Below are 23020 nucleotides of genomic sequence, written 5' to 3' on the forward strand. Positions count from 1 at the left end.
GCTGCGAGGGTGGGGTTACCTTAACCGTCAACCCGCAGCGCAGAGGAGCCCCCGTGCAGAGATCTCAGAAGGTGCTCATTGGTGCCGGTGCGGGGGTGCTGGCTCTGGCCGTGGCCGCTTCGGTGGCCGGTCCCATCGTGTACCGTGACTTCATCGCCCCGCCTGCGGCTGAGGCGCCGAGCCTCAGCAGCGACGGCGACATGCTCGATCCGGTGGGCGACGCGCTCGACCCAGCCGCACTGGTGGGCGAGTGGCGGGTGGCGCAGGGTTCGAAGGCCGGGTATCGCGTTGATGAGGTGTTGAACGGCACCGATGTGACGGTGACGGGGCGCACTGGTGAGGTGACGGGCTCGTTCACGATCGGCGCTGATGGCCTCACTTTGGAGCGTGCCGAGATCACGGTTGATGTGGCGTCGATCAGCACTGACAGCGCGCAGCGCGACGCCTATTTCCGCGACCAGGCGTTGCGCACCGCGGAGCACCCCACTGCAACCTTCACCCTCACGCAGCCGGTCACGCTCGACGCGGCTCCGGCGGCGGGGGCTGTGGTGCAGACGCGGGCGATGGGTGATCTCACGATCGCCGGGGTGACTCGCAGTGTCACCGCAGAGGTGCAGTTGCGCAGCTCGGCGAATGCCGACGGCAGTGGCGCGGTCGCCGAGATCGCGGGCACGATTCCGATCACCTTCGCAGATTTCGGTGTGGAGGCGCCGAGTTTGGGTTTCGTGCGGGTGGAGCCCCAGGGCTTCGTCGAGTTCCAGCTCACCGCAGAGCAGGGCTGACGGCGCCCGGGCCCGCGACCGCGCTCATCGAGTCTGCCCGTTCGTATCGAGTCGGCCCACGATATACGCAAAATCCAGGCCGACTCGATACGAATAGGGCGACTCAACGACAGGCGCGGGACACGCACCTACCCGTCGGCGAGGTCTTGCGCCGATTTGGGGAGTTTGCGCACGCGGGCACGGCGACGCCGGCGCTCCGGGATCATCGACCGCATCTCTTCAAGCTTGCCGAAGCACAACAGCCGGTCTTCGGCTTCGAGCACGACGTGCTTGCGGGGGTTAGGGATGACCTGCACACCGCGGTGCAGGGTGAGCACCGTGATGTCGCGGTCCCACAGCCCGAGTTCGCCAAGGGTTTTGCCCACGTGCTCTGAGCCGTGCATGGTGAGCTCGGCAACGCCGTAGCCCGTCGACACGGAAAGCCGCTGCCGCACGTCGATTTCGGGGAAGTCGACCTGCCCGGCGATGTAGTCGATGATGGCCCCTGCCACGTCGAGGCCGGTGGCCTGTTCGATGCCTTGCAGGCCGGGTGACGAGTTGACCTCCATCACGAGCGGGCCTTCTTCGCCTTCGAGCATGTCGACGCCTGCGACGCGCAGACCCATGATCTGGGCGGCGCGCACTGCGGTCTGCTCATAAGCGGGGTCGAGTTGCACGGGTTCGACGGTGCCGCCGCGGTGCACGTTCGACCTGAACTCGTCGCCGCTGGCGCGGCGGCGCATGGCGGCGACAACGCGGTCGCCCACGACGAGCGCGCGCACGTCGCGGCCACGGCTTTCGGCTACGAAGCGTTGGATGAGCACGTTCTGGCGGGTGGAGTGCAGGGTTTCAATGATGGCTTCGGCCACTTTTACCTGCGGCGCAAGGATCACGCCGATGCCCTGTGTGCCTTCGAGCAGTTTGATGACCACGGGTGCGCCGCCCACGCTCTCGATGGCGGGGCGCACGTCGGCTCGGTTACGCACGAAAGCGGTGGCAGGCATGTCGATGTTGTGGCGGGAGAGAATTTGGATGGCCCGCAGTTTGTCACGCGCGTTAGAGATGCCGCCTGCGGTGTTGGGGGTGTAGACGTCCATCTGCTCGAATTGGCGCACGACGGCGGTGCCGAAGTAGGTGATGGAACTGCCGATGCGGGGCAGGATGGCGTCGTAGTCGCTGAGCTGTTTGCCTCGGTAGAGCAGGTCGGGTTCTTCGCCTGCGAGGTCGATCGAGAAGCGCAGTGTGTTGAGCACTCTGACTTTATGTCCGCGCTCTTCGGCTGCTGTTTGCAGTCGCTGCGTCGAGTACGCCTGCGGGGCGCGCGAAAGAATCGCGAGTTTCACCGTGATTTCCTGCCAAGATAGATGCGTGACCGTACCCGACTATTCAAGCACTCTCACGGGCTGGCGTGAATGGGTGTCGCTGCCCGATATCGGTGTGCCGTGGATCAAGGCGAAGGTTGATACGGGCGCTCAGACCTCTGCGTTGCATGCGACGGAGATCGAGGAGTTTGAACGCGACGGCGCGTCGTGGGTGCGGTTCTTGGTGCAGCCGTGGCAGCTGACCGAAGAGGATGCTGTGGCGGTTGAGCTGCCGGTGCATGATCGCCGCACGGTGCGCAGCTCTTCTGGGCATGCTCAGTTGCGCCCTGTGGTGCTTGTGGAGATCGGTTTGGCGGGCCGCAAGATCGAGGCTGAGGTGACGCTGACGGATCGCGAGGAGATGGTGTTCCGCATGCTGATCGGCCGTGAGGCGTTGCGGCAGGGCTTTGTGGTTGATTCGGCGGCGTCGTTTTTGGGTGGTCGCCCGTCGCGCGAGATCCGCCGCCGCAATCGCGGCAGTGTGTAGCTGCAACGCGGGATTCGGCATTCGGGGGCGGATCGCGCCTGCGACGCCCGGCCCGGCGGCGGGCGCGATCCGCAGCCGAGGCACCCGAGGCACCTGACGCAGCTGACGCAGCTGTTGCCGCGTGGGCCTGCACCATACTGGGGAGCATGAGTTCTGCCCCTCCTGCGGTCTCGGCCGCCGCCACGCGCCCTGCTGCCCGCCCGCGGGTGCGCTATATCGGCATCGATCTGGCTCGTTTCATCGCCATTGTGGGCATGATGGCGGCGCACCTGCTCACCGTGAACCGGTTCATCCCGACCGCTTCGGAGTTTGACCGGGGGCTGGCCGACGGCGCTGAGGTGGTCACGAACGGCACCGCGGCTGCGCTCTTTGCGGTGTTGGGTGGGCTGAGCATGGTGTTCGCCACTCGCAGGTTGCTGCGCGAGGGCCGCACAGGCTCGGCCATCGGCGCAATCATGGTACGCGGCGTGGTGCTGATCGTGATCGGCCTGCTGCTGGGCCTCATCGAGAACGGGATCGTGGTGGTGCTCGCCTATTACGGCGTTGCCATGATCTTGGTGGCTCCGTTCATCGCAGCGCCCGGCTGGGTGCTGGCCTCGGTTGCGACGGTGTTGGGTCTTGGTGGTGCCTGGTTCAACGCGGTGGTGCGCCGCTCGTTGGAGGTGGTAGTCGAGGGCAAGTCGGTGTCGTTCGAGCTGTTGTTCGCAGATCCGGTGGGGGCATTGCGGGCGTTGTTGTTGACGGGCGAGTACCCGGCGATCACCTGGTGCGTGTATTTGCTGGTCGGTGTTTTGGTGGGTCGAGCCCTGGTCTCGGCGACGGGCCGTGGCGCGCTCGGTCGCGCCGCTGCGGTGTTGGGGGCTGCGGGTGTTGCGCTGACGGTGTTCGCCCAGCTGGTGTCGAATTGGGCGCTCGCGAATCTCTCGGTGATCGGGGTGGGCTCGGGCGCACCCTTCGACGAGACGCTGGCTGAGCAGCTGATGGCGTGGAACTTCGGTGCACCGCCATTCGATCTGCCTGGGGTGCAGCTGCTTGCGATTCCGCACTCGGGCACGGTGTTCGATCTGCTGCGCACGATCGGCATCTCCTTCGCGGTGATCGGGGTGCTGGTGTGGTTGTGCGATCGTGAGGGTGTGGCGGGGCGTGCTCCGGGCCGTGTGCTGGGGGTGCTGCGCGCGACGGGTGCGGCGCCGCTCACGGTCTACACCTTGCACATCATTGTGTCGGGTCTGCTGATGGGCCCGTATCGGGATCCCGAGGTGATGATGCAGGGGATGCCGTGGTGGGCGCAGGGGCCTGGGGCGTTTGCGTTGCAGCTGGGCGGGGCGCTGCTGCTGGGCGCGTTTCTGGCGGCGTCGAAGCGCCGTGGCCCGCTTGAGGCGCTGCTGTCGCGCATTGTGGGGCTGGTCATTCGCTGATTCGGGGGCTGCGCGGGCGGTCGCGGGCTTTTCGGGTGGCGGATCGCTGCGCGTGATCGTGGCCCGAGTGTGACGCTGCTTTACTCTTCGGCTCGCGCCGTCGCATTGCGGGGCGGCAGCATGGGGGCATGACCGAAGCCGACTGTCGTTCCAGCGTTGCCCCCGCCGGGGTGCTTGCCGCGCAGGCCGACCCCAGCGGGGTGCCGTTCGCTGAGCTCGATCCCGCGCTGCTGCGTGCGCAGCGCTCGAGCATCAAGTGGACGCGCTTCCCTGAGGAGGTGCTGCCGCTCTTCGTGGCTGAGATGGATTTCGCCGTGGCGCCTGAGATTCGCGCCGCGCTTGCGGCCCGCATTGAGGCCTCTGATATCGGCTATCTCGACTCTCCCGGCCCGCTGGCACCCGCGTTCGCGAGTTTCGCACGCAAACGTTGGGGGTGGGAGGTGCCGCACGATCACGTGCATCTCGCCACCGATGTCGCTACGGGTGTGGTGGAGTCGTTGCGCGTGTTTCGGCCTGCGGGGGGCCGCATCGCGGTGCCCACGCCCGTCTACCCCGGCTTTTTCGAGATGCTGGAGGAGGTGCCCTTCGAGGTCATCGAGATTGCGCTCGACACGGCGCGTGAGCCGCGGCTCGACCTCGCCGCGATCGAGCGCGTCTTTGCCGAGGGCCCGGGCGTTGACGCTTTTCTGCTCTGCAACCCGCACAACCCCCACGGTCTCGCGCACCGTGCCGAGGATCTTGCCGAGCTGGCACGGCTTGCCGCCGCGCACGATGTGTTCGTCGTCTCCGACGAGATCCATGCGCCGCTCGTGTTCGAGGGTGAGGCCTTCACCCCGTTCGCCCCGCTCGCGGCGGCTGCGGGCGCGCTTTCGGTGACTACCACTTCGGCCAGCAAGGGCTGGAACCTGGCGGGCGCGAAGTGCGCGGTGATCGTCGCGGCCGATGCGCGCGCGAACGAGGTGCTGCGCTGTCTCCCGCCTGAGACGGTCACCCGTGCCAGCATTCTGGGCTTGCACGCCGGGGTTGCTGCGTTCTCGGAGGCTACCGCCTGGCTTGACCGAGCGATTGCGCTGATCGAGCACAACGAACAGCTGCTCAGCGAGCTGGTGGCCGAGCAGCTGCCGGGGGTGCGGCTTACGCGGCCCCGCGCCGGCTATCTTGCCTGGCTCGATTTCCGTGGGGCTGGCCTCGGTGACGACCCATACGCGCGCATTCTCAGCGAGGCGCGGGTCGCCCTCAACGATGGCCGCCACTTCGGCACCGGCGGGGCCGGCCATGTGCGCCTCAATCTGGCCTGCGCCCCGAACACGATCCGGGATGCTGTTGCACGCATCGCGACGATTCTGCTTCACCCATCGAAGGAGTCCCGATGACCCAGCAGACCGCGCAGCCGATCTACGACTGGCAGGGCTTCGGTTTCGACACCCGCCAGGTGCACGCCGGCGAGTATCCCGATAAGAACAGCGGTCTCCGCGTTCCCCCGATCGCGCTTTCGGCGGGCTACCTTTTCGATGATTTCGACGATCAGGTCAACCGTTTCAATGGCAGCATTCACTGGCGGGCTGAGGATCATCCCGGGCATGACGCCGCGAACGGCTTCTCGGTGAGTGAGCATGCACCGATCTACTCTCGCCAGGGCAATCCCACGAACTGGGTGGCTGAGGAGCGGCTTGCGTCGCTTGAGGGCGGCACGGTGTCGGTGGCGGTGGCGAGCGGGCAGGCGGCTATCTCGGCGGCGCTGTTCGCTCTCGCGCAGCAGGGCGACCACATCGTTTCGACGGGTTCGATCTACGGCGGCACTCGTATTCTGTTCGGCCGCAGTTTCAAACGATTCGGCATCGACTTCGACTACGTGTGGGATGCGGCCGACGATGCCGAGTGGGAGCGCGCGATCCGCCCCAATACGAAAGCGATCTATACCGAGACGATTCCCAACCCTCGCAACGACATCACTGATCTGCGCCGCATCGCCGAGGTCGCCGCGCGCTACAACCTGCCGGTGGTAGTCGATAACACGGTGGGCACGCCCGCGCTGATTCGCCCCTTCGAGCACGGCGCCAACATCGTGGTGCATTCGACCACGAAATTTCTCACGGGGCACGGAGCTGCGGTGGGCGGCGCGGTGGTCGATGGCGGCAATTTCGATTGGGAAGCCGCGGAGCGGGCGGGGCGCAGCTACCCGCTCATCACGCAGTCGTCGCGGCCGGGGGTTGCGTCGATGCTTGATCGTTTTGGCCGTGGCGCGTATGCGCGGGCGGTGCGTGAGTCGGTGGTGAACGATATCGGCCCGACGATGTCGCCGCTGCACGGGTTTTTGTTGCATCAGGGTATGGAGACGCTGTCGCTGCGCATGGAGCGCCATGTTGATTCGTCGCTGCGCATCGCGGCCTGGTTGGAGCAGCAGCCCGAGGTACTTTCGGTGGACTATGCAGGGTTGCCGTCGAGCCCGCTGCACGGGCTCGCGGTGCGCGATTATGGCGCCGATGCGGCGGGCCACGGTCGCACGGGGTCGGTGTTCGGGGTGACGGTGCGGGGCGGCATCGACGGGGCGCGCGCCTTCGTCAACGGGGTGCGCGTGTTCTCACGCATGACGGGCATCGGCGACACCCGTTCGATGATTCTGCACCCGCTCACCTCGACGCACGGCACCTTTGCGCCCGAGATCAACGATCGGCTCGGCATCACGCCGGGCCTGTTGCGGCTCTCCGTGGGCCTTGAGTCGGCCGACGATCTCATCCGCGATCTGCGGGGCGCGCTCGACAGGGTTGCTGCGTTGTAGCCTTGCGGACCGATCCGCCCACTGAGTGTGTCAGGGGGCGGATCTGGGCACAATCTCGTATTGAAGCTCTTCACCTAATCGTCAAAGCATCAGACGGGCATGGTCAGTGCTGCGCGCATCGAGGTCACCCGTGTGGCCGTAATTCGGGCGCGCAAAAGGCCACACGCGTGACCTCGATGCGTGTGGGTGGGGCGGTGTGTACGGGAGCGGCGCGCGGGCGCGCGGGCCGCGCAGCGCCCGCAGCGCGCGGCTACACGCCGCGGGCGGCGGCGCGAGCAGCCTCGACGGCCTCCGAGCTTGCGGCATACTGATGCTCGGCCGCGGGGAACGCCCCCGAACGCACCTCATCGGCATACGCACCGATCGCGGCAACCGTATCGGGCCCGATCGTGCCGTACGTCTTCACAAACTTCGCCGTGCGACCCTCGGTCACGCCCAGCAGATCATGCAGCACCAGCACCTGCCCGTCAGCCGGGCCAGCCCCGATACCGATGATCGGAATCTCAAGCGTCTCACGCAGCACCGCAGTCACCTCAGACGGCACCGCCTCAACCACCACGCAGAACGCGCCAGCCCGCTGGGCCCCCACAGCCTCCTCGATCACGCGCGCCGCGCTCGCCTCGGTGCGGCCCTGAGCGCGCAAGCCGCCCAGCGCCGTCGCCGTCTGTGGCGTCAACCCCACATGCGCCACCACCGGGATGCCCGCAGCAACAATCGCACTGATACGGCTCAGCTGCGCAGCCCCGCCGCCCTCAAGCTTCACCGCGTCGGCACCGGCCTCCTTCACGAAGCGCACCGCAGTCGCAACCGCCTGCGCATCGCTCTGCTCCGTCGAACCGAACGGCACATCGCACACCAGAAAAGGGGTGCTGGTGCCACGACGCACAGCCTTCGCGAGCGTCAGCATCTCATCGATCGTTACCTCGGCGGTCGTCGAATAGCCCAGCACCACCTGGGCACCCGAGTCACCCACGAGCACCATGTCAACGCCGGCCTGCTCCGCGGCGCGCGCACCGGGGTAGTCGTAGGCCGTCACCATCACAATGGGGTCGCCAGTGCTCTTACGCTCGATCAAACTCGGGATCGTCACCTTGGGCATCTCAGCACTCCCTACCGCTGCTCGGGCCCGGCACCCAGCAGCACGTTGTCGATGAGCCGCACCTCGCCAACGCGCGCGGCGATAGCGCAGAGCGTCGCGCCGGTCACCCGAGGCACTGCCTCCAGCGTATCTGGATCAACGAGCGCAAGATACTCGGCCGTCACACCACTCTGCGCGAGCACCGCCACACCCCGCTCAATGAGGGCGGTCGCATCGGTCACACCAGAACGCACAGCCTCAGAGACCTCGGCAAGCGCGCGCGGAATCGCAAGCGCCTTCGACCGCTGCTCAGCGCTGAGCCGCGTATTCCGGCTCGACCGCGCCAGGCCGTCATCGTCACGCGAAATCGGGCAGGCCACGATCCGCACCGGAAGACCCAGATCAGCAACCATACGGCGCACCACCACCACCTGCTGCGCATCTTTCTGCCCGAAATAGGCGGCATCCGGGGCGGCGGCAATCAGCAACTTCGACACCACCGTCGCAACACCGTCGAAGTGGGCGGGCCCGCGCCCAGCCCCCTCAAGCGTTTCGGTGATGGCGCCCCCCACATGCACCGTCGTCGCGAAACCAGCGGGGTACAGCTCCGCCGCCTCCGGGGCGAACACCAGATCGACACCGGCGCTCTCGGCAAGTTCCGCGTCACGATCCTCCTGCCGCGGATACGCGGCAAGATCCGCAGCCTCAGTGAACTGCGTCGGATTGACGAAAATCGACATCACCACGTAGCCGTGCTCGGCCCGCGCGGCCCGCACCAAGGAAAGATGCCCTTCATGCAGCGCCCCCATCGTGGGAATCAGTGCAATCGACGCGCCGGCACCCCTCGCCGCAGCAATTGCTTCGCGCAGCTCGCTCACAGTGCGAACGATCTTCATGCTGGGGTCTCCTTGTCTGCAGGCAGTGCGGCATTCGGTGACGCGATCTCTGGTTCATGCTGCGCAATCGCATCAGGGTGGCGGATCGCTGGCGCCGAGGCAAGCCGACGCGTCTCCGCAGCGAGCGCATCAAACAGCGGCAGCCGATCCGCCATCCGCTCAGCCACCGCCGCACGCTGCCGCTGCACGGTACCCTCATCACCGCGAGCAATCGGCCCCGTCAACGCCGCAGCAGCACCCCGCTCGCCCCAATTGCGCAACGCCGCCTCCGCAAGCGGCCGCAATGCATCACGCGGCACCCCCGCACCATCAGCAAGCTCCTCAGCAAACCCCTCAAGCGCAACCAAAAAATTCGAGGCGATCGACGCCGCCGCGTGATACGCCGCGCGATCCGCCCCCCGCACCCGAAACGTGCGCAACCCCAACGCGCCAGCCACACGCTGCGCAACTGCCAACGCCCCCTCATCAGAGGCGTCAATGGCCGCGTGCGCGCCAGAGAACGACGTGCCAGCACCCAACACCGTCAACAGCGGATGCAACGAAAAGGCGGCATGCGGTCGCAACACCTCAAGACCCGTCGCCCCTGAACAATGCCCCACCACAGGCCCAGCAACCACCAGCGCCGCAGCCTCAGCAATCGCCGCATCAGGCACCGCCAACAGCACCACATCGACGGGCCGACCATCAGGGCCCACCCCATCAGCACCCCGCCCGGCAAGCGGCAGCACCTCAAGATCAGAGCCCGCCAGCGCATGCGCCAACGCCGCGCCCACCCGGCCGCGCCCAACGAGCTGCACGCGCATGCCCGCTACAGCTCCAAACCGTAGAGATTGGGTTCGGGGGCGAGAATCACACCGAACTCCTGCTGCACACGCTGCACCACGAAACGGGCGAGCTCAGCCACCTGCGCGGCGGTAGCGCCGCCGCGATTGGTGATCGCGAGAGTGTGCTTCGAGGAGATCGCCGCATCAGACCCCGGCAAACGAAACCCGCGCGGCACCCCAGAATGCTCAATCAGCCACGCCGCCGAAAGCTTCACCCGCCGCTCAGGCGCCGGCTGCGGAAGACGCATCGGCACACCAGCCGCAAGCTCCTCAAGCGTCGTGATCGCTGGGGCGGGCTCGACATCGCCCACCGGAAAACGAGGCGCATCCTCCGGCAAGGTGCGCGCAAAACGCTCACTCACAATGGGGTTCGTGAAGAACGAGCCGGCGCTCCACGTATCGTGATCCGCCGCATCAAGCACCATGCCCTTCGAGGCCCGCAAGCGCAACACAGCCTCTCGCAACTCGCGCACAGGCACACGCGCACCCAGCTCAACCCCGAGCGCTCCCGCAAGCTGTGCATAACGCACAGGCTCCGAAAGCGCATCGGCCTCGGGGGCGACAGGGGCCGCAGGCGCAGCATGGCGGCCCGCAGGAGCCGAGGCGTCGGCTGGCGCATCGGCCGGCGCAGCCATACCTGGCGGCACAGCCATGCTGAGCAGCAGGTCAATCGAGAGCACCACACCCTCACGCCCGCGCTTCATCACCGAATCGCGGTAACCCAACTCCAACTCGTCAGCAGCGAGGCGCAACACCTCGCCGCTCTCACGGTCGAAAAACTCAATCGAATGCAGCACGTCAGCGAGCTCTTGCCCATACGCGCCAATGTTCTGCACGGGGGCCGCACCCGCAAGCCCAGGAATGCCCGACAGCGCTTCAATCCCCGACCAGCCACGCTCAACACACTCAGCAACAAGCGCATCCCAGTCATGGCCCGCCTGCACCCGCAACCGCAGCCGGCCCACCGGCTGCTGCGCATCGGCCACCAGCTCGATACCGGTGCTGCGCACCAGCAGCAACGTGCCCGGAAAGCCGTTATCGTGCATCACCGTGTTCGAGCCGCCACCGAGCAGCAACCAGGGTTCGTCACCCTCCCACAGCTCGGCCGCGAAACTCACCAGTTCGTCGCGGCTGCGCGCCACCAGCATGCGCTCAGCAGGGCCACCGACACGCATCGTGGTCAGCTCGGCGAACGATGTGCCGTCGTCGACAGACACCGCGCCGGGCTCAGGGATCGAAGCGGCAGCCGACAGATTCACGCGAACGCCGCCAACAGCTGGGCCTTGCCCAGCACAGTCGCACCCTCGAAAACCACCTTCAAGTCGACGCGGGCCGTACGTGCCTCAACATCGATAGCGGCGATCGTCGCAGTGACAGTGACTGACGCGCCCTCGCGTGCGTCGACAGGCACCGGTCGGGTAAACCGCGACTGATAGTCGCGCACCCACGCAGCAGACCCCAGCCAGTCAGTCGCCACAGAACCTGCCGCGCCCATCGTGAGCATGCCGTGGGCCAACACACCCGGAAGCCCCACAGACTGCGCAACATCGTCACGGTAGTGAATCGGGTTGAAATCGCCCGACGCGCCCGCGTAACGCACCAAGCTGTCGCGAGTAAACCGAAGTTCACGCTCAGCGACAACATCACCCACGGTCAGATTCTCGAACTCCGGTGCGATGGTCATGCGTCTTCCCCTCTCACCACAAGCGTCGAAATAGCCGTAACCACATGCGCCCCCGAGACGTCAGCAATACTGCTCGACGCCGTGACCATCGAATTGCCGCCGAGCTGCTTCACCGCGGCAATCGTGAGCGTGGCCGTCAGCTCATCACCCGCGACGATGGGGCGGGTGTAGCTGAAACGCTGATCGCCGTGCACCACGCGCGAAAAGTCCACACCGGCCTCAGGATCGGCGAGCAACTGCGCCAGCGTTGCCTCCTGCACCACGACGGCGAAGGTGGGCGGTGCTACCACGTCGGAGTAGCCCGCGGCGCGCGCGGCCTCGGGATCGAGGTGCAGCGGAGAGTCGCTCTGCACGGCACGCGCAAACTCGCGCACCTTCTCGCGACCCACCAGATACGGGGCAGTCGGCGGGTACTCCCGGCCTTGGATCTTTGGATTCACCACCCGGACAGTCTACCGCGCCGCCCCTCCCCGGCTCCGGGCGCCGGTTTTGCCTCCGCCCCCTTCCCCCTTCGCTCTCCATCTTCCCCTTCCCCTCTCCCCTCTCCTCCCAACCGCACCGATCGACGTTCAAACACCGAACTCACACGAATCGAGGTGCGTAAACGTCGATCGGCGCCGTGGGGGTCGGGAGGAAGAAGAAGGGAAGGAGAGAAGGAAGGATCGGATCGCGGCGCTCGGGGCGGCAGGCGGGGCGGATCCCGGCGCGGTGCGAGGGGGCGGATCCCGGGGCGAACTATGCGCATCGGCAACGAAACGTCGAAAGGTTTGTGCCCTATATCCAATGCTCGCAGGGAGTCCTGGAATAGGCTGTACCCCATGTCGCGCATTCGTAAAGTGCTTATCGCCAACCGTGGCGAGATCGCCGTCCGCATCATCCGCGCCGCCGCAGACAGCGGCATCGCCTCGGTCGCCGTCTACGCCGATCAGGATCGGGATGCCATGCACGCGCAGCTCGCCGACGAGGCGTACGCGCTGAACGGCACCACCAGCGCCGAAACCTACCTCGTGATCGACAAGATCCTGGCCGTCGCCCGCCGTTCGGGCGCCGACGCCGTGCACCCGGGCTACGGCTTCCTCGCCGAGAACGCTGAGTTCGCTCGCGCCGTTGCCGCTGCCGGCCTCATCTGGATCGGCCCGGGCCCCGACGCGATCGAGCGCCTGGGCGACAAGGTTTCCGCACGTCACGTCGCCGAGAAGGTGGGCGCACCCCTCGCTGCCGGCACGAGCGATCCTGTGGCGAACGCCGACGAGGTGCTGGCCTTCGCCGACGAGGTCGGCCTGCCGATCGCCATCAAGGCGGCGTTCGGCGGCGGCGGTCGCGGCCTGAAGGTCGCCTACCACCGCGAGGAGGTCGCCGAGCTTTTCGAGTCGGCCACGCGCGAGGCTGTCGCGGCGTTCGGTCGCGGCGAGTGCTTCGTCGAGAAGTACCTTGAGAAGCCGCGCCACGTCGAAACCCAGTGCCTCGCCGATCAGCACGGCAATGTGGTGGTGGTTTCGACGCGCGACTGCTCGCTGCAGCGCCGCCACCAGAAGCTTGTCGAGGAGGCGCCCGCGCCGTTCCTCACCGATGAGCAGAACGAGAAGCTGTACTCCGCGTCGAAGGCGATCCTCAAGGAGGTCGGCTACGTGGGTGCCGGCACCTGCGAGTTCCTCGTCGCGAAGGACGGCACGGTGTCGTTCCTCGAGGTGAACACCCGTCTGCAGGTGGAGCACCCGGTTTCCGAGGAAGTCACCGGCATTGATCTCGTGCGCGAGCAGTTCCGGATCGCCGAGGGCGGCGTCATCGATTACGCCGACCCGGTGTCTCGGGGCCACTCCTTTGAGTTCCGCTTGAACGGCGAGGATCCCGGCAACGGCTTCTTGCCTGCCCCCGGCCCGGTGTCGCTGTTCAAGCCGGCCGCCGGCCCTGGTGTTCGCGTTGACACGGGCGTGCAGTCGGGTGATGTGGTTTCGGGTTCGTTCGACTCGATGCTGGGCAAGCTCATCGTCACCGGCGCTACCCGCGAGGAGGCGCTTGAGCGTTCCCGCCGCGCCCTCGACGAATTCGAGATTCAGGGCCTGCCGACGGTGCTCCCCTTCCACCGCAAGATCGTGCGCGATCCCGCGTTCACCGCACCCGATGGCACCTTCGGCGTGTACACGCTGTGGATCGAGAGCGAGTTCGACAACGATATCGAGCCCTGGGAGGGCGAGGTGCCGCCGATCGGCCAGGATCCGAAGCGGCAGACCGTCGTTGTGGAGGTCGCCGGGCGACGCGTCGAGGTATCGATGCCCGCAACGCTGCTGCCGCTCGTCGATCAGGACGTCACCCGCGGCCCTGCCCCGAAGCGTGCGAAGGGTTCCGGCGTGGCAACCGCTACGGGCGACGCCGTCGCGGCTCCGATGCAGGCCACCGTGGTGAAGGTCGCCGTTGAGGCCGGCCAGCAGGTCGCCGAGGGCGATCTGGTCGCAGTGCTCGAGGCCATGAAGATGGAGCAGTCGCTCTACGCGCACCGCGATGGTGTGGTCGCCAACATCGATGCGCCTGTGGGCCAGACCGTGCCGAGCGGGCACGTGCTGCTCAGCATCGTCGATTCCGAGTAGTTCCCCCCGGCTGCGACACCGCAGCCGTCGCATGCCGAAGGGCCGCCCCGAAAATCGGGGCGGCCCTTCGTCGTATCTGCGCCCGACTGCACGGTGCAGCACTACTCAGAACGCTCAGCCCGCAGCCCCACAGCCCCACAGCCCCAGCATGAAAAGGAACATGAAAACAAGCGGGCTTCGCACAACTTGCGCAACTGTCGTCGCGTATGGGTTTAGAATGCTATGCGGGGATCAATTCATCCGATATTTGGACAAGGAAGTCAAATAATGACAGCACCAACGTCAGCACCGCCCAAGAACAGCGCGCACGAGCGCCGGAAAGTCGTCGCAGCCTCGATCATCGGCACCACGATCGAATGGTACGACTTCTTCATCTACGCCTTCGCCGCCAACCTCGTGCTGGCGAAGCTGTTCTTCGAGCCCGCCGGCCCCGGCATGATGCAGATCCTCTCGCTCGTGACGATCGGTCTCTCGTTCCTCTTCCGCCCCCTCGGCGCGTTCCTCGCCGGTCACTTCGGTGACAAGCTCGGCCGCCAGCCGATGCTCGTCATCACGCTGCTGGTCATGGGCGTCGCGACCGTGGGCATCGGCCTGCTGCCCACCTACCAGTCGATCGGCATCGTGGCCCCGGTCATCCTCATCGTGCTGCGCATCCTGCAGGGCCTCTCGGCCGGCGGCGAATGGGGCGGTGCCGTGCTCATGTCGGTCGAGCACGCGCCCGAGGGCAAGCGCGGCCTCTTCGGCGTCTTCCCCCAGCTCGGCGTGCCGTTCGGCATGCTGCTCGCCTCGGCAATGCTCGCGATCATGCGCGTCGTCGCACCCGGCGATGCCTTTGAGGAGTGGGGCTGGCGCGTGCCGTTCCTGTTCTCGGTCGTGCTGATCGTGATCGGCTTCGTCATTCGCCGCACCGTCGACGAGTCGCCCGTGTTCAGCGAGATCAAGCAGACCAAGAAGCAGGCCTCGGCACCCATCGCCCAGGTGTTCAAGGCGCACACCCCGCTCGTGATTCTCGCCGCACTGCTGTTCGCCGGCAACAATGCCGTCGGCTACATGCTCACCGGCGGCTACGTGCAGGGCCTCGCCTCACGCCCTGAAGCCGAGGGCGGATTGGGATACGACCCGGTGCAGGTGCAGCTCGCCGTGCTCGCCTCCGCCGTGGTCTGGGCGATCTTCACCTTCATCTCGGGCCCGCTGAGCGACCGTTTCGGCCGCAAGCCTGTGATGACCGTCGGCTGGTTCCTCCAGGCCGCGGCCGTCATCCCGCTCTTCCAGTTCGTCTTCAACGGCGGCGTCGGCGGCGTGCTCATCGGCACCAGCCTGCTCGCGGTGGGCCTTGGCCTCACCTACGGCCCCACGGCCGTCTGGTACGCCGAAACCTTCCCGGCCTCGATCCGCTACTCGGGCATCTCGATCAGCTACGCGATCGGCGGCGTCATCGGCGGTGCCTTCGCCCCGACCATTGCACAGATCCTGCTGCAGTCCTTCGGCAGCACCTGGGCCATCGTGGTCTACCTGCTCATCATGACGGGCCTCGGCCTGCTCGCGAGCACGCTGCTGAAGGATCGCACCAACATCCCGCTCGACCCCGAGTTCGAGCACAGCGGCCTCATCAAGACCTGGGCACCCGCGAAGCGCTAACTCGCGCACTCGCGCACACAGAGAGGGGCGGATCCGGTAACGGATCCGCCCCTCTCCGTCGTGCCGGGGAATACGTGATCCGGCCCCCCGGTTGCATTTCGCATGGCCGCCACCCCGCTCTCGATCCTCGACCTCGCCACAGTGGAGGCAGACGGCAGCATCGCCGACGCATTCCGCCACTCCGTCGCAGTGGCCCGCCTCGCCGAGAGCAGCGGCTACCGCCGCATCTGGTATGCCGAGCACCACAACATGCCGTCGATCGCTTCGAGCGCCACCGCGGTGCTCATCGGCCACATCGCAGCCCACACCGAACACATCGGCCTCGGCGCAGGCGGCGTCATGCTGCCGAACCACTCGCCCCTCGTCATCGCCGAACAGTTCGGCACCCTTGCCGAATTGCACCCCGGCCGCATCGACCTCGGCCTCGGCCGCGCACCAGGCACCGACGGTGCCACGTTCCGCGCCCTGCGCCGCACCCACGAGGCCGCCGAGAACTTCCCAGCCGACGTGCTCGAACTGCAGCGCTACCTGTCAGACGAGCTGCCCCGCACCGCAGTGAACGCTTACCCGGGGCGCGGCACCCGGGTGCCGCTCACGATCCTTGGATCCAGCCTGTTCGGTGCGAGCCTCGCAGCACAGCTCGGGCTCCCCTACTCCTTCGCCTCGCACTTCGCCCCCCAGCAGCTCACCGCGGCAGTGCAGCACTACCGCGCACACTTCGTGCCGAGCGCTGCTCACCCCGAACCCTACGTGAGCGCCGGCATCAATGTGGTCGCTGCCAACACCGACGAAGAAGCCGAAGCCCTGTTCGTGCGCACCGAGATCGACCGAGTGCGGCGCTTCCTGTCGCGGGGCCGCGAGCGCGAACTCACCGCCGATGAGGCTTCGGCGCTCGTCGACACCCCCGCCGGTGTAGAGATCCGCGGCATGATGCAGTACACCGCGATCGGCGGGCGCGAACGGGTGCGTGAAGAACTCGAAGCCTTCGCCCGCTTCGCCAATGTCGACGAGCTGATCACCGTGCACCCGGCCCCCACGCGCGCAGAACAACTGGCCTCGGTCAGCATCGCAGCCCCGGAGAACTGAGGCCCGCAGCACGCACCGGGATCCGCCCCTCTCACCAGCATCGGCCCCGGCCCACTGCGGCGACCGCCCCGCTGAGGAGCGCCCGCCGCGGCGAACCGAGGCCGATCTATCACCCGGAAGCCCGGGTGCCGAGACTACTTGCCCGTGCCGCCGATGTGGGCAGCCCAGGGGTAGAAGGTGTAGTCGAACGCGGCCGGCGCGCCGGTGATGCGGCTGTTCTGCCACACTGCGTTGTCCTGCGTGATGCCGGGCGTCATCGGCAGCAGTTCCTCGCGGGAGATACGCGCCATCTCGGCGGTGACTTTGGCGCGCTCGGCGTCATCCTCGATCTGCACGGCCTTCGCGAAGAGCTCGTCGATGCCGGTGTAGCCGTAGGAGTTGAACGAGCCGCCGGTCACCGAGGTGATCTGCATCCAGTCGAGCGGATCGGGGATGTTCGGCCAGAAGGTGGTGTAGAGGATGTCGGTGTCACCGCGGGTTTCGGGGTCGTACAGGTAGTTCGTGTACTGGTTGGCCGGCGACACCGTCAGCTTGAAGTCGAGGCCGAGCTTCTTGGCGGCGTCTTCGACGGCGAGGCCGAGCTGCTGGGTCTCCGACTGCTCGGGCACCACCATCTTGATGGTCTTCGCCTTCGCCTCAGGGCTGGCACCCTCGAGCGCCTGCTTCGCGGCCTCGATATCAGCCTTGCCGTCGGTGGCGAACTCCTGGTCGAGCACGTCCATCGCGCTCGCACTGGTGCCGAACGCGGCGGGCGGGGTCTGCAGGGCCGAAGCCTTACCGATGCCGCCGAAGGCCTGGCGGGCGATGCCGCTCCAGTCGGTCGCGAGCTGCAGCGCTTCACGGATCGCGGGATCCGCCATCGCGCCATCGGGGTTCGTGTAGAACGTGGTGACCACGAGCGGCGCAGGGCCGAAGGCGAGCTCACCGGCGTCGCTCGACAGCAGCTGCTGCGTCGAAGAGCTCGGCGGGTTGTAGGTGCCGTCGATCTCGCCCGAGAGCAGCGCCGAGGTGATCGCCGTGTCATCGGTGAGGAAGGTGAACTTCAGCTCCTTAGCCTTCGGCCGCAGCTTGTCGTTCCAGTAGCCGTCGTAGCGGCTCAGGGTGATCGAGTCGCCCTGATCCCACTTCGTGAACTGGAACGGGCCCGTGCACATCACGCCAACCGAGGGGGTGCCGAGGTCTTCGGCGTGCGCCTCGATGAACTCCTTCTGCATGACGACGCCCACGAAGCTCGCGAGCTGCTTGTGGAAGAGGTAGTTCGGGGTCTTCAGCTTGACGGTCACCTCGAACTCGCCCGTCGCGGTGACCGACTCGACCGAGGAGTAGTTGGCGTGCTGGAAGGAGGTGGGGTCGGTCTGCGAGTGCGTCATTGTCGCGGCGACGTCTTCGGCGGTCATCGGGGAGCCATCCCAGAAGGTGACGTCGTCGCGTAGCTGGTACACCCAGGTGAGCGGATCGGGGTTCTCCCACGATGCCGCGAGGTTCGGCTTGATCTCGAACTCGGGGGTCTGCTGCAGCAGGGTCTCGCACATGTTCGACCCGACCATGTTGGGGGCGAAGTCGGCGGAGGTGAAGGGGTTCAGCGTCCACGGCTCGCCCTGGAACAGGTTCCAGGAGACCGAGTCGACCTCGGTGGTGGGGGCGGGCGTCATGGTGGTGAGTTGGTAGGTGAACTCTTCCTTCGGCGGCTTGCCGCCGGGGCCGCCGGGCGCTCCGGCGCAGGCCACGAGCGCGGTGCTCGCGATCAGGCCAACAGCGAGGGCTGCGCCGGATCGGCGGATCGTCTTCGATCTCATGTCATTCTCCTTGTGAATGGGGTGTGGTGTTCGTGGGGTCGGGTGAGGATGACGGCCCGGGCTCAAAACCGGGCAGGGCCGGCGAGCGGATCCCAGCCGTCCTGGGGCACGCTGTCGCGCAGCAGGCGGGTATAGGGGTGCTCGGGGCTGTCGAGCACCCGCTCGGTGGGGCCCTGCTCGACGACCTCGCCGTAACGCATGACGATGGTGTCGTCGCAGATCTGGCGAATCACCGCGAGGTCGTGGCTGATGAAGAGGAAGCCGATGCCCTGCTCGGCGCGGATATCGGCGAGCAGGTTGAGAATCTGCGCCTGGATCGACACGTCGAGCGCCGACACCGCCTCATCGAGGATGAGCAACTGTGGCTGGGCGGCAAGCGCACGCGCAATGGCGACGCGCTGCCGCTGACCGCCGGAGAGCGCGCGCGGCAGGGCGCGCAGCTGCCGCTCGTCGAGACCGACGAGATCGGCGAGCTCTTCGACTCTGCTGCGCAGCTGGGCCCGATCACCGGGGAAGTGCAGACGCACCACCTCGGCGAGGCAGTCGCCCACGGTCTGCTTGCGGTCGAGCGAGGTGTAAGGATCCTGAAACACGATCTGGATCTCGCGCCCGCGACGCTTCCACTCGCGTGCGCTGCGCGGCGGCGCAGTGCGATCCTCGCCGCGGTAGAGGATCGTGCCTGAGGTGGGGCGTTCGAGCCCCATGACCATGCGTGCGGTGGTGGTCTTGCCGGATCCCGACTCGCCGACGATGCCGAGCGAGCCGCCGGCTTCGAGCTCGAAGGAGACGCCGTCGACGGCGACCGCGCGGGCGCGGCCGGTGCCGTAGTGCTTGGTCAGCCCCTGGACCTGGAGCAATGGAGCGGTCATCGAGTCGCCTCCTCATCGGCGGGGCCTGCGGCGAGGCCGGTAGCAGGAACGGGATCGGCGGCGGCCTCCACAGGTGCGAGCAGCGCACCCCGCAGCTCATCGGCCCGCAGGCAGCGGCTCAGACCGGCAGCGTCGAGCGCTTCGAGCGCGGGCTTCTCGGCCCGGCAGCGATCCTGGGCAAAGCGGCAGCGCGGCGCGAAGGCGCAACCGGCCGGCGCCTCATAGGCGGTGGTGGGGTGGCCGGGCACCGAGAGCAGGCGCTCGGAACGCCGGTGAATATCGGGGCGGGCCTGCACGAGCGCCGCAGTGTACGGGTGCAGCGGATCGCGGTGCAGCTGCGCCGAGCGCTGCTGTTCGACCACCTCGCCGGCGTAGAGCACCACGGTCTCGTCGCAGATCGATCCCGCAAGTTCGAGATCGTGCGTGATGAACAGCATGGCCATGCCGTACTCCTGCTGCATACGCTTGAGAATCGCCATCACCTCGGCCTGCGTGGTGACGTCGAGCGCGGTGGTCGGCTCATCGGCGAGGATGAGTCGCGGCCGTGCCGCGACGGAGGCGGCGATCATGACGCGCTGCAGCAGACCGCCCGACAATTCGTGCGGGTACTGCCGCATGCGGCGTTCGGCGTCGTGCACGCCCACAGCTTCGAGCAGTTCGACGGCGGTGGCCTCGGCCTGGCGGCGGCCCGTCTTGCCGTTGAGAATCATCGCCTCGGTGAGGAAGTCGCCGATGCGGCGCACCGGGTTGGTGTGCGCGCGGGCATCCTGGAACACCATCGCGACATCGGAGGCGCGGTAGCGGCGCAGCGCATCTCCGCGCAGATCGAGCACGTCGCGGTCACCGAAGCGCACGCTGCCGGTGACCGCGGCACCCTCGGGCAGCAGACGCGAGACGGCACGGACGGTCATCGACTTGCCCGACCCGGACTCGCCGACGAGGCCGACGGTCTGCCCCTCGCCGACGGAGAACGAAACCTGCTTGAGCACGGTGCGCATCTCATCGCCGACCTTGAGATCGACGGTGAGGTCTTCAACGGTGAGCAGAGCGGTCATGCGCGGTTCTCCGATCGCTGGACGAGGCGGTCGCCGAGGGTGTTGACGGCGGCGACAGTGATCACGATGAGCAGGCTCGCGGCGAGAGCTTCGCCTGGCTCGCCCTGCAGGATGCCCGACATGCCGCCGCCGACCATCGCACCCCAGTCGGCCGTGGGGGGCTGCACGCCGAAACCGATGAAGGAGAGCGCGGCGAGGTCGATGAGCGCAAGCCCGAAGCAGAGCGTGGCGTTCGCGACGATCAGCCCAGAAACGTTGGGCAGAATGTGCCTCGCGCTGATCGCGAAGCCGTGACGCCCCTGCACCTGCAGCGCAGAAATGTAGGGCAGGTTGCGTTCGCGCAGCGCCGCGCTGCGCACGATACGCGCAATGTACGGGGTGTAGGCGATTGCGAGCGCGATCGTGGCAGCCAGCAGGCCAGGGCCGAACAGAGCGGTGGCGAGGATCGCGACCAGGATGCCGGGGAATGCGAAGATCGCATCGATGACGCGCACGATCGTGGCGTCGACCCAGCCACCGAACCAGACCGCGACAAGCCCGAGCAGCGTGCCCAGGAAGGTCGCCATGGTGACCACGGCCAGCGGGCCGAGCAGGGCGGTGCGCGATCCGACGATGAGTCGGCTCAGGATGTCGCGTCCGCTCGCGTCGGCACCGAGCGGGTACCACGGGCTCGGCGGGTAGTAGGCGTATTCGAGGTCGACGGCGTTGGGGTCGACCTGCACGAACATCGGGCCGATCGCTGCGAGCAGCGCGACGGCAATGACGGTCCAGAATGCGATCTGACCGGTGATGCCGATGCCGGGCAGGATTCGCAGGCGGGGTGTGCGCGCCGCGGGGCGAGCTGTCGCAATAGCTGTTGTGGAGGTCATGACGTCTTCTTTCCGAGCGAGACGCGGGGGTCGAGGAGGGTGTACGCGATATCGATCAGAGTGTTGAGCACGATGAAGGTGGCGACGTAGATGAGGCAGATCGCCTGCACCACGGGGAAGTCCTTCTTCTGCACTGAGTCGATGAGAAACTGGCCGAGACCGCCGAGCTGGAAGATCTGCTCGATGATCACGCTGCCGGCGATGAGGCCGGCGACGGTGAGACCGGCCGCGGTGAGCACGGGCATGGCGGCATTGCGGATGATGTGGCGACGCACGATGAAGCGCGATGGGAGGCCTCGTGAGACGGCAGTCTGCACGTGCTCGGATTTCATCTCGGCGCGCACCGCGTTCTGGGTGAGTCTGGCGACGAACGCGATCGAGGTGATCGCGAGCGCGATGGATGGCAGCGCAAGGTGTTGCAGGGTTCCAATGCCCGGCTCGCCCATGCCGTAGCTCGGCATCCACCCGAGCTGCACCGCGAACACGAGCATCAGCACGACGGCCGCGACGAAGCCGGGCACCGCCATCGCCGCGGTGGCGAGGGCCATCACCGACTCGGAGAGCACGCCGGGCTTGAGGCCGGCGAAGAATCCGACGGCGAGGCCGATCACCAGCACCAGCACCGCAGCGGCGGCGAGCAGCAGGGCCGTGTTGCCGACGCGCTGCGCGAGCAGGCTGGTCACAGGATCACCGAAGATGATCGAGGCGCCGAAGTCGCCGCGCAGCACCCCGCCGAGCCAGATGAAGTACTGCACGATGAACGGCTGGTCGAGGTGGTATTGCGCTTCGAGCTGCGCAATGGCCTCGGGGGTGACGGAACGGCCCTGCGTGAGGAACGACAGCGGCGAGCCGGGTGCCAGGTAGAGCGCGCCGAAGACCACGAAGCTGGCGAGCAGCATGGTGCCGAGCAGGCCTCCAATGCGGCGGGCGAGGAAGGCGAGGGCGGGCCCCCAGGGGGCCCGGCGGGCGGCGCGGGCTGTGTCGTTCGGCGCGGCACCGGTCGTGCGGCGCGTGGCGATGGCGCGCGTCGATGAGGTGTCTGTCATGTCTCTCCGTTGAGTGGTGTGCTCGGAATCTGGTGAATCGGGGGGGCGGATCAGCCCGGGGGCTCAGCTCGCGGGGGCTTCGCTGTGCGTGCTGGCGGATCGCGTCTCGACCTCTGCGGTGTGACCGCCGAGAGCGCCGGGGGCGAGGCCGAGCTCGCGCTCGGTGGTGGCGTAGACGACGGGCGCAACGAGCGGGGTTGCGTCGCTGCGCTCCTCGTTGGCGTAGGCGGTGAGGGAGTCGACGAGGATGAGGATGAGGATCACGCTGCGTTCGATGTCGTCGCAGCGGAACTCACCAGCTTCGACGCCTTCGGAGACGAGCGCCATGAGGCGGCGGCGGTTCGCCGTCTCTTGTGCGGTGAGCGCCTGGCGCAGCGCACCGTTGTAGCGACTGAGGTTTCGGGCGTTCAACCAGAGACGGCTGAGTTCGGCGCTTTCGGGCGAGAAGGCGCGGGCGAGGAAATCCGCCATTCGCTCGACGGGTGCTCGTGTTTCGTCGTGCACGAAGAGCGCATCGCTCTCGTCGTCGGTTGCGTGCACGAAGGCTGTGGCGACGAGACCTTCTGCCTCGGGGTAGTAGTGGCTGATGAGGCCGGGGCGCACGCCCACGGACTCGGCAACGCGGCGCAGGGTGATTCGTTCGAGGCCTTCCTCGATGCCGATGCGCGCGGCGGCATCCGCGATCTCGGCGCGGCGCTCGGCCGCCGAAAGATAGCTGCGGGTCGTCTTTGACTGGGTCATGCGGATGATCGTAACCATATTTTGGTCATTTGACCAAAAATGGGTCA

At 67.1% G+C, this 23020-nt stretch carries 21 protein-coding genes; 8 read left to right on the plus strand and 13 right to left on the minus strand.

Translation table 11 applies throughout. The features are described 5' to 3' along the window. Positions 1-53 precede the first annotated feature (53 nt). Entirely contained in the window at positions 54-782 is a 729-nt protein-coding gene (locus tag WFL22_RS05895; RefSeq protein WP_336991881.1) for a YceI family protein, read from the plus strand. A 128-nt stretch (positions 783-910) separates the two neighbouring features. Here WFL22_RS05895 and WFL22_RS05900 read toward each other — a convergent pair whose 3' ends face one another. Further along, a complete protein-coding gene (locus WFL22_RS05900; RefSeq protein WP_336652891.1) occupies positions 911-2104 on the minus strand; it encodes a RimK family alpha-L-glutamate ligase in 1194 nt (397 codons plus the stop codon). Positions 2105-2129: 25 nt separating this feature from the next. Between WFL22_RS05900 and WFL22_RS05905 the strand changes: the two genes are divergently transcribed. The 4 genes from WFL22_RS05905 to WFL22_RS05920 all read left to right on the plus strand — a co-directional run bounded on the left by WFL22_RS05905 (position 2130) and on the right by WFL22_RS05920 (position 6806). Next, positions 2130-2609, plus strand: a complete 480-nt coding sequence (locus WFL22_RS05905; RefSeq protein ID WP_336652892.1) for an ATP-dependent zinc protease family protein — start codon at positions 2130-2132, stop codon at positions 2607-2609. Positions 2610-2755: 146 nt separating this feature from the next. Beyond that, positions 2756-4027 (plus strand): heparan-alpha-glucosaminide N-acetyltransferase domain-containing protein, encoded by a 1272-nt coding sequence (locus WFL22_RS05910; RefSeq protein WP_336991882.1) that lies wholly within the window; start codon positions 2756-2758, stop codon positions 4025-4027. 128 nt (positions 4028-4155) lie between these two features. After that, on the plus strand, positions 4156-5400 hold the full coding sequence (locus tag WFL22_RS05915) for a MalY/PatB family protein (protein WP_336991883.1): 1245 nt from the start codon (positions 4156-4158) through the stop codon (positions 5398-5400). Continuing rightward, positions 5397-6806 carry an O-acetylhomoserine aminocarboxypropyltransferase/cysteine synthase family protein gene (locus WFL22_RS05920; RefSeq protein ID WP_336991884.1) on the plus strand — a complete coding sequence of 470 codons (1410 nt, stop codon included), beginning with the start codon at positions 5397-5399 and terminating at the stop codon, positions 6804-6806. Before WFL22_RS05915 ends, WFL22_RS05920 begins: the two co-directional genes overlap by 4 nt. Positions 6807-7056: 250 nt before the next feature. On the opposite strand, the gene panB is transcribed toward WFL22_RS05920, so the two are convergent. The 6 genes from panB to WFL22_RS05950 all read right to left on the minus strand — a co-directional run bounded on the left by panB (position 7057) and on the right by WFL22_RS05950 (position 11731). Beyond that, positions 7057-7905, minus strand: coding sequence for a 3-methyl-2-oxobutanoate hydroxymethyltransferase (gene panB, locus WFL22_RS05925; protein WP_336991885.1), 849 nt, complete (start codon positions 7903-7905; stop codon positions 7057-7059). An 11-nt stretch (positions 7906-7916) separates the two neighbouring features. After that, the gene (gene panC, locus WFL22_RS05930; protein ID WP_336991886.1) at positions 7917-8780 is read right to left on the minus strand and encodes a pantoate--beta-alanine ligase; all 864 of its coding nucleotides are present in this window, start codon (positions 8778-8780) and stop codon (positions 7917-7919) included. Beyond that, entirely contained in the window at positions 8777-9583 is an 807-nt protein-coding gene (locus tag WFL22_RS05935; RefSeq protein WP_336991887.1) for a DUF2520 domain-containing protein, read from the minus strand. The genes panC and WFL22_RS05935 overlap by 4 nt, the downstream gene beginning before the upstream one ends. Before the next feature lie 5 nt (positions 9584-9588). Then, positions 9589-10779 (minus strand): FAD-binding protein, encoded by a 1191-nt coding sequence (locus tag WFL22_RS05940; protein WP_336992385.1) that lies wholly within the window; start codon positions 10777-10779, stop codon positions 9589-9591. A gap of 80 nt (positions 10780-10859) precedes the next feature. Further along, positions 10860-11288: a MaoC/PaaZ C-terminal domain-containing protein gene (locus WFL22_RS05945; RefSeq protein ID WP_336991888.1), complete on the minus strand. Its 429-nt coding sequence runs from the start codon at positions 11286-11288 to the stop codon at positions 10860-10862. Further along, positions 11285-11731 carry an FAS1-like dehydratase domain-containing protein gene (locus WFL22_RS05950; RefSeq protein ID WP_336991889.1) on the minus strand — a complete coding sequence of 149 codons (447 nt, stop codon included), beginning with the start codon at positions 11729-11731 and terminating at the stop codon, positions 11285-11287. The genes WFL22_RS05945 and WFL22_RS05950 overlap by 4 nt, the downstream gene beginning before the upstream one ends. A gap of 375 nt (positions 11732-12106) precedes the next feature. Between WFL22_RS05950 and WFL22_RS05955 the strand changes: the two genes are divergently transcribed. The 3 genes from WFL22_RS05955 to WFL22_RS05965 all read left to right on the plus strand — a co-directional run bounded on the left by WFL22_RS05955 (position 12107) and on the right by WFL22_RS05965 (position 16597). After that, positions 12107-13873 carry an acetyl/propionyl/methylcrotonyl-CoA carboxylase subunit alpha gene (locus WFL22_RS05955; RefSeq protein ID WP_336652910.1) on the plus strand — a complete coding sequence of 589 codons (1767 nt, stop codon included), beginning with the start codon at positions 12107-12109 and terminating at the stop codon, positions 13871-13873. A gap of 267 nt (positions 13874-14140) precedes the next feature. Beyond that, positions 14141-15511 carry an MFS transporter gene (locus WFL22_RS05960; protein ID WP_336991890.1) on the plus strand — a complete coding sequence of 457 codons (1371 nt, stop codon included), beginning with the start codon at positions 14141-14143 and terminating at the stop codon, positions 15509-15511. A 102-nt stretch (positions 15512-15613) separates the two neighbouring features. Continuing rightward, the gene (locus WFL22_RS05965) at positions 15614-16597 is read left to right on the plus strand and encodes an LLM class flavin-dependent oxidoreductase (protein ID WP_336991892.1); all 984 of its coding nucleotides are present in this window, start codon (positions 15614-15616) and stop codon (positions 16595-16597) included. 134 nt (positions 16598-16731) lie between these two features. Here the strand turns inward: WFL22_RS05965 and WFL22_RS05970 are convergent, their stop codons facing one another. From WFL22_RS05970 to WFL22_RS05995, 6 genes are all read right to left on the minus strand, one after another. Then, complete coding sequence (locus WFL22_RS05970) at positions 16732-18393, minus strand: ABC transporter substrate-binding protein (RefSeq protein WP_336991893.1); 1662 nt, start codon at positions 18391-18393, stop codon at positions 16732-16734. 62 nt (positions 18394-18455) lie between these two features. Then, positions 18456-19262 carry an ABC transporter ATP-binding protein gene (locus tag WFL22_RS05975; protein ID WP_336652914.1) on the minus strand — a complete coding sequence of 269 codons (807 nt, stop codon included), beginning with the start codon at positions 19260-19262 and terminating at the stop codon, positions 18456-18458. Further along, positions 19259-20317 (minus strand): ABC transporter ATP-binding protein, encoded by a 1059-nt coding sequence (locus tag WFL22_RS05980; RefSeq protein WP_336652915.1) that lies wholly within the window; start codon positions 20315-20317, stop codon positions 19259-19261. Before WFL22_RS05980 ends, WFL22_RS05975 begins: the two co-directional genes overlap by 4 nt. Continuing rightward, positions 20314-21186: an ABC transporter permease gene (locus WFL22_RS05985; protein ID WP_336652916.1), complete on the minus strand. Its 873-nt coding sequence runs from the start codon at positions 21184-21186 to the stop codon at positions 20314-20316. Before WFL22_RS05985 ends, WFL22_RS05980 begins: the two co-directional genes overlap by 4 nt. Continuing rightward, positions 21183-22232 carry an ABC transporter permease gene (locus WFL22_RS05990; RefSeq protein ID WP_336991895.1) on the minus strand — a complete coding sequence of 350 codons (1050 nt, stop codon included), beginning with the start codon at positions 22230-22232 and terminating at the stop codon, positions 21183-21185. Before WFL22_RS05990 ends, WFL22_RS05985 begins: the two co-directional genes overlap by 4 nt. A 63-nt stretch (positions 22233-22295) precedes the next feature. Continuing rightward, positions 22296-22973 carry a TetR/AcrR family transcriptional regulator gene (locus WFL22_RS05995; protein ID WP_336991896.1) on the minus strand — a complete coding sequence of 226 codons (678 nt, stop codon included), beginning with the start codon at positions 22971-22973 and terminating at the stop codon, positions 22296-22298. Positions 22974-23020: the final 47 nt, after the last annotated feature.

This window comes from Leucobacter sp. VD1 (assembly GCF_037150695.1).
Classification (GTDB): Bacteria; Actinomycetota; Actinomycetes; order Actinomycetales; family Microbacteriaceae; genus Leucobacter.

Bases quoted from the DNA above. Each gene is read 5' to 3' on its own strand.
- WFL22_RS05955 (WP_336652910.1), top strand. From the start codon at position 12,107: ATGTCGCGCATTCGTAAAGTGCTTATCGCCAACCGTGGCGAGATCGCC.
- WFL22_RS05920 (WP_336991884.1), top strand. From the start codon at position 5,397: ATGACCCAGCAGACCGCGCAGCCGATCTACGACTGGCAGGGCTTCGGT.
- WFL22_RS05985 (WP_336652916.1), bottom strand. From the start codon at position 21,186: ATGACCTCCACAACAGCTATTGCGACAGCTCGCCCCGCGGCGCGCACA.
- WFL22_RS05935 (WP_336991887.1), bottom strand. From the start codon at position 9,583: ATGCGCGTGCAGCTCGTTGGGCGCGGCCGGGTGGGCGCGGCGTTGGCG.
- WFL22_RS05970 (WP_336991893.1), bottom strand. From the start codon at position 18,393: ATGAGATCGAAGACGATCCGCCGATCCGGCGCAGCCCTCGCTGTTGGC.
- WFL22_RS05960 (WP_336991890.1), top strand. From the start codon at position 14,141: ATGACAGCACCAACGTCAGCACCGCCCAAGAACAGCGCGCACGAGCGC.
- WFL22_RS05910 (WP_336991882.1), top strand. From the start codon at position 2,756: ATGAGTTCTGCCCCTCCTGCGGTCTCGGCCGCCGCCACGCGCCCTGCT.
- WFL22_RS05915 (WP_336991883.1), top strand. From the start codon at position 4,156: ATGACCGAAGCCGACTGTCGTTCCAGCGTTGCCCCCGCCGGGGTGCTT.
- WFL22_RS05965 (WP_336991892.1), top strand. From the start codon at position 15,614: ATGGCCGCCACCCCGCTCTCGATCCTCGACCTCGCCACAGTGGAGGCA.
- panC (WP_336991886.1), bottom strand. From the start codon at position 8,780: ATGAAGATCGTTCGCACTGTGAGCGAGCTGCGCGAAGCAATTGCTGCG.
- WFL22_RS05975 (WP_336652914.1), bottom strand. From the start codon at position 19,262: ATGACCGCTCCATTGCTCCAGGTCCAGGGGCTGACCAAGCACTACGGC.
- panB (WP_336991885.1), bottom strand. From the start codon at position 7,905: ATGCCCAAGGTGACGATCCCGAGTTTGATCGAGCGTAAGAGCACTGGC.
- WFL22_RS05980 (WP_336652915.1), bottom strand. From the start codon at position 20,317: ATGACCGCTCTGCTCACCGTTGAAGACCTCACCGTCGATCTCAAGGTC.
- WFL22_RS05940 (WP_336992385.1), bottom strand. From the start codon at position 10,779: ATGCGTGTCGGTGGCCCTGCTGAGCGCATGCTGGTGGCGCGCAGCCGC.
- WFL22_RS05995 (WP_336991896.1), bottom strand. From the start codon at position 22,973: ATGACCCAGTCAAAGACGACCCGCAGCTATCTTTCGGCGGCCGAGCGC.
- WFL22_RS05990 (WP_336991895.1), bottom strand. From the start codon at position 22,232: ATGACAGACACCTCATCGACGCGCGCCATCGCCACGCGCCGCACGACC.
- WFL22_RS05945 (WP_336991888.1), bottom strand. From the start codon at position 11,288: ATGACCATCGCACCGGAGTTCGAGAATCTGACCGTGGGTGATGTTGTC.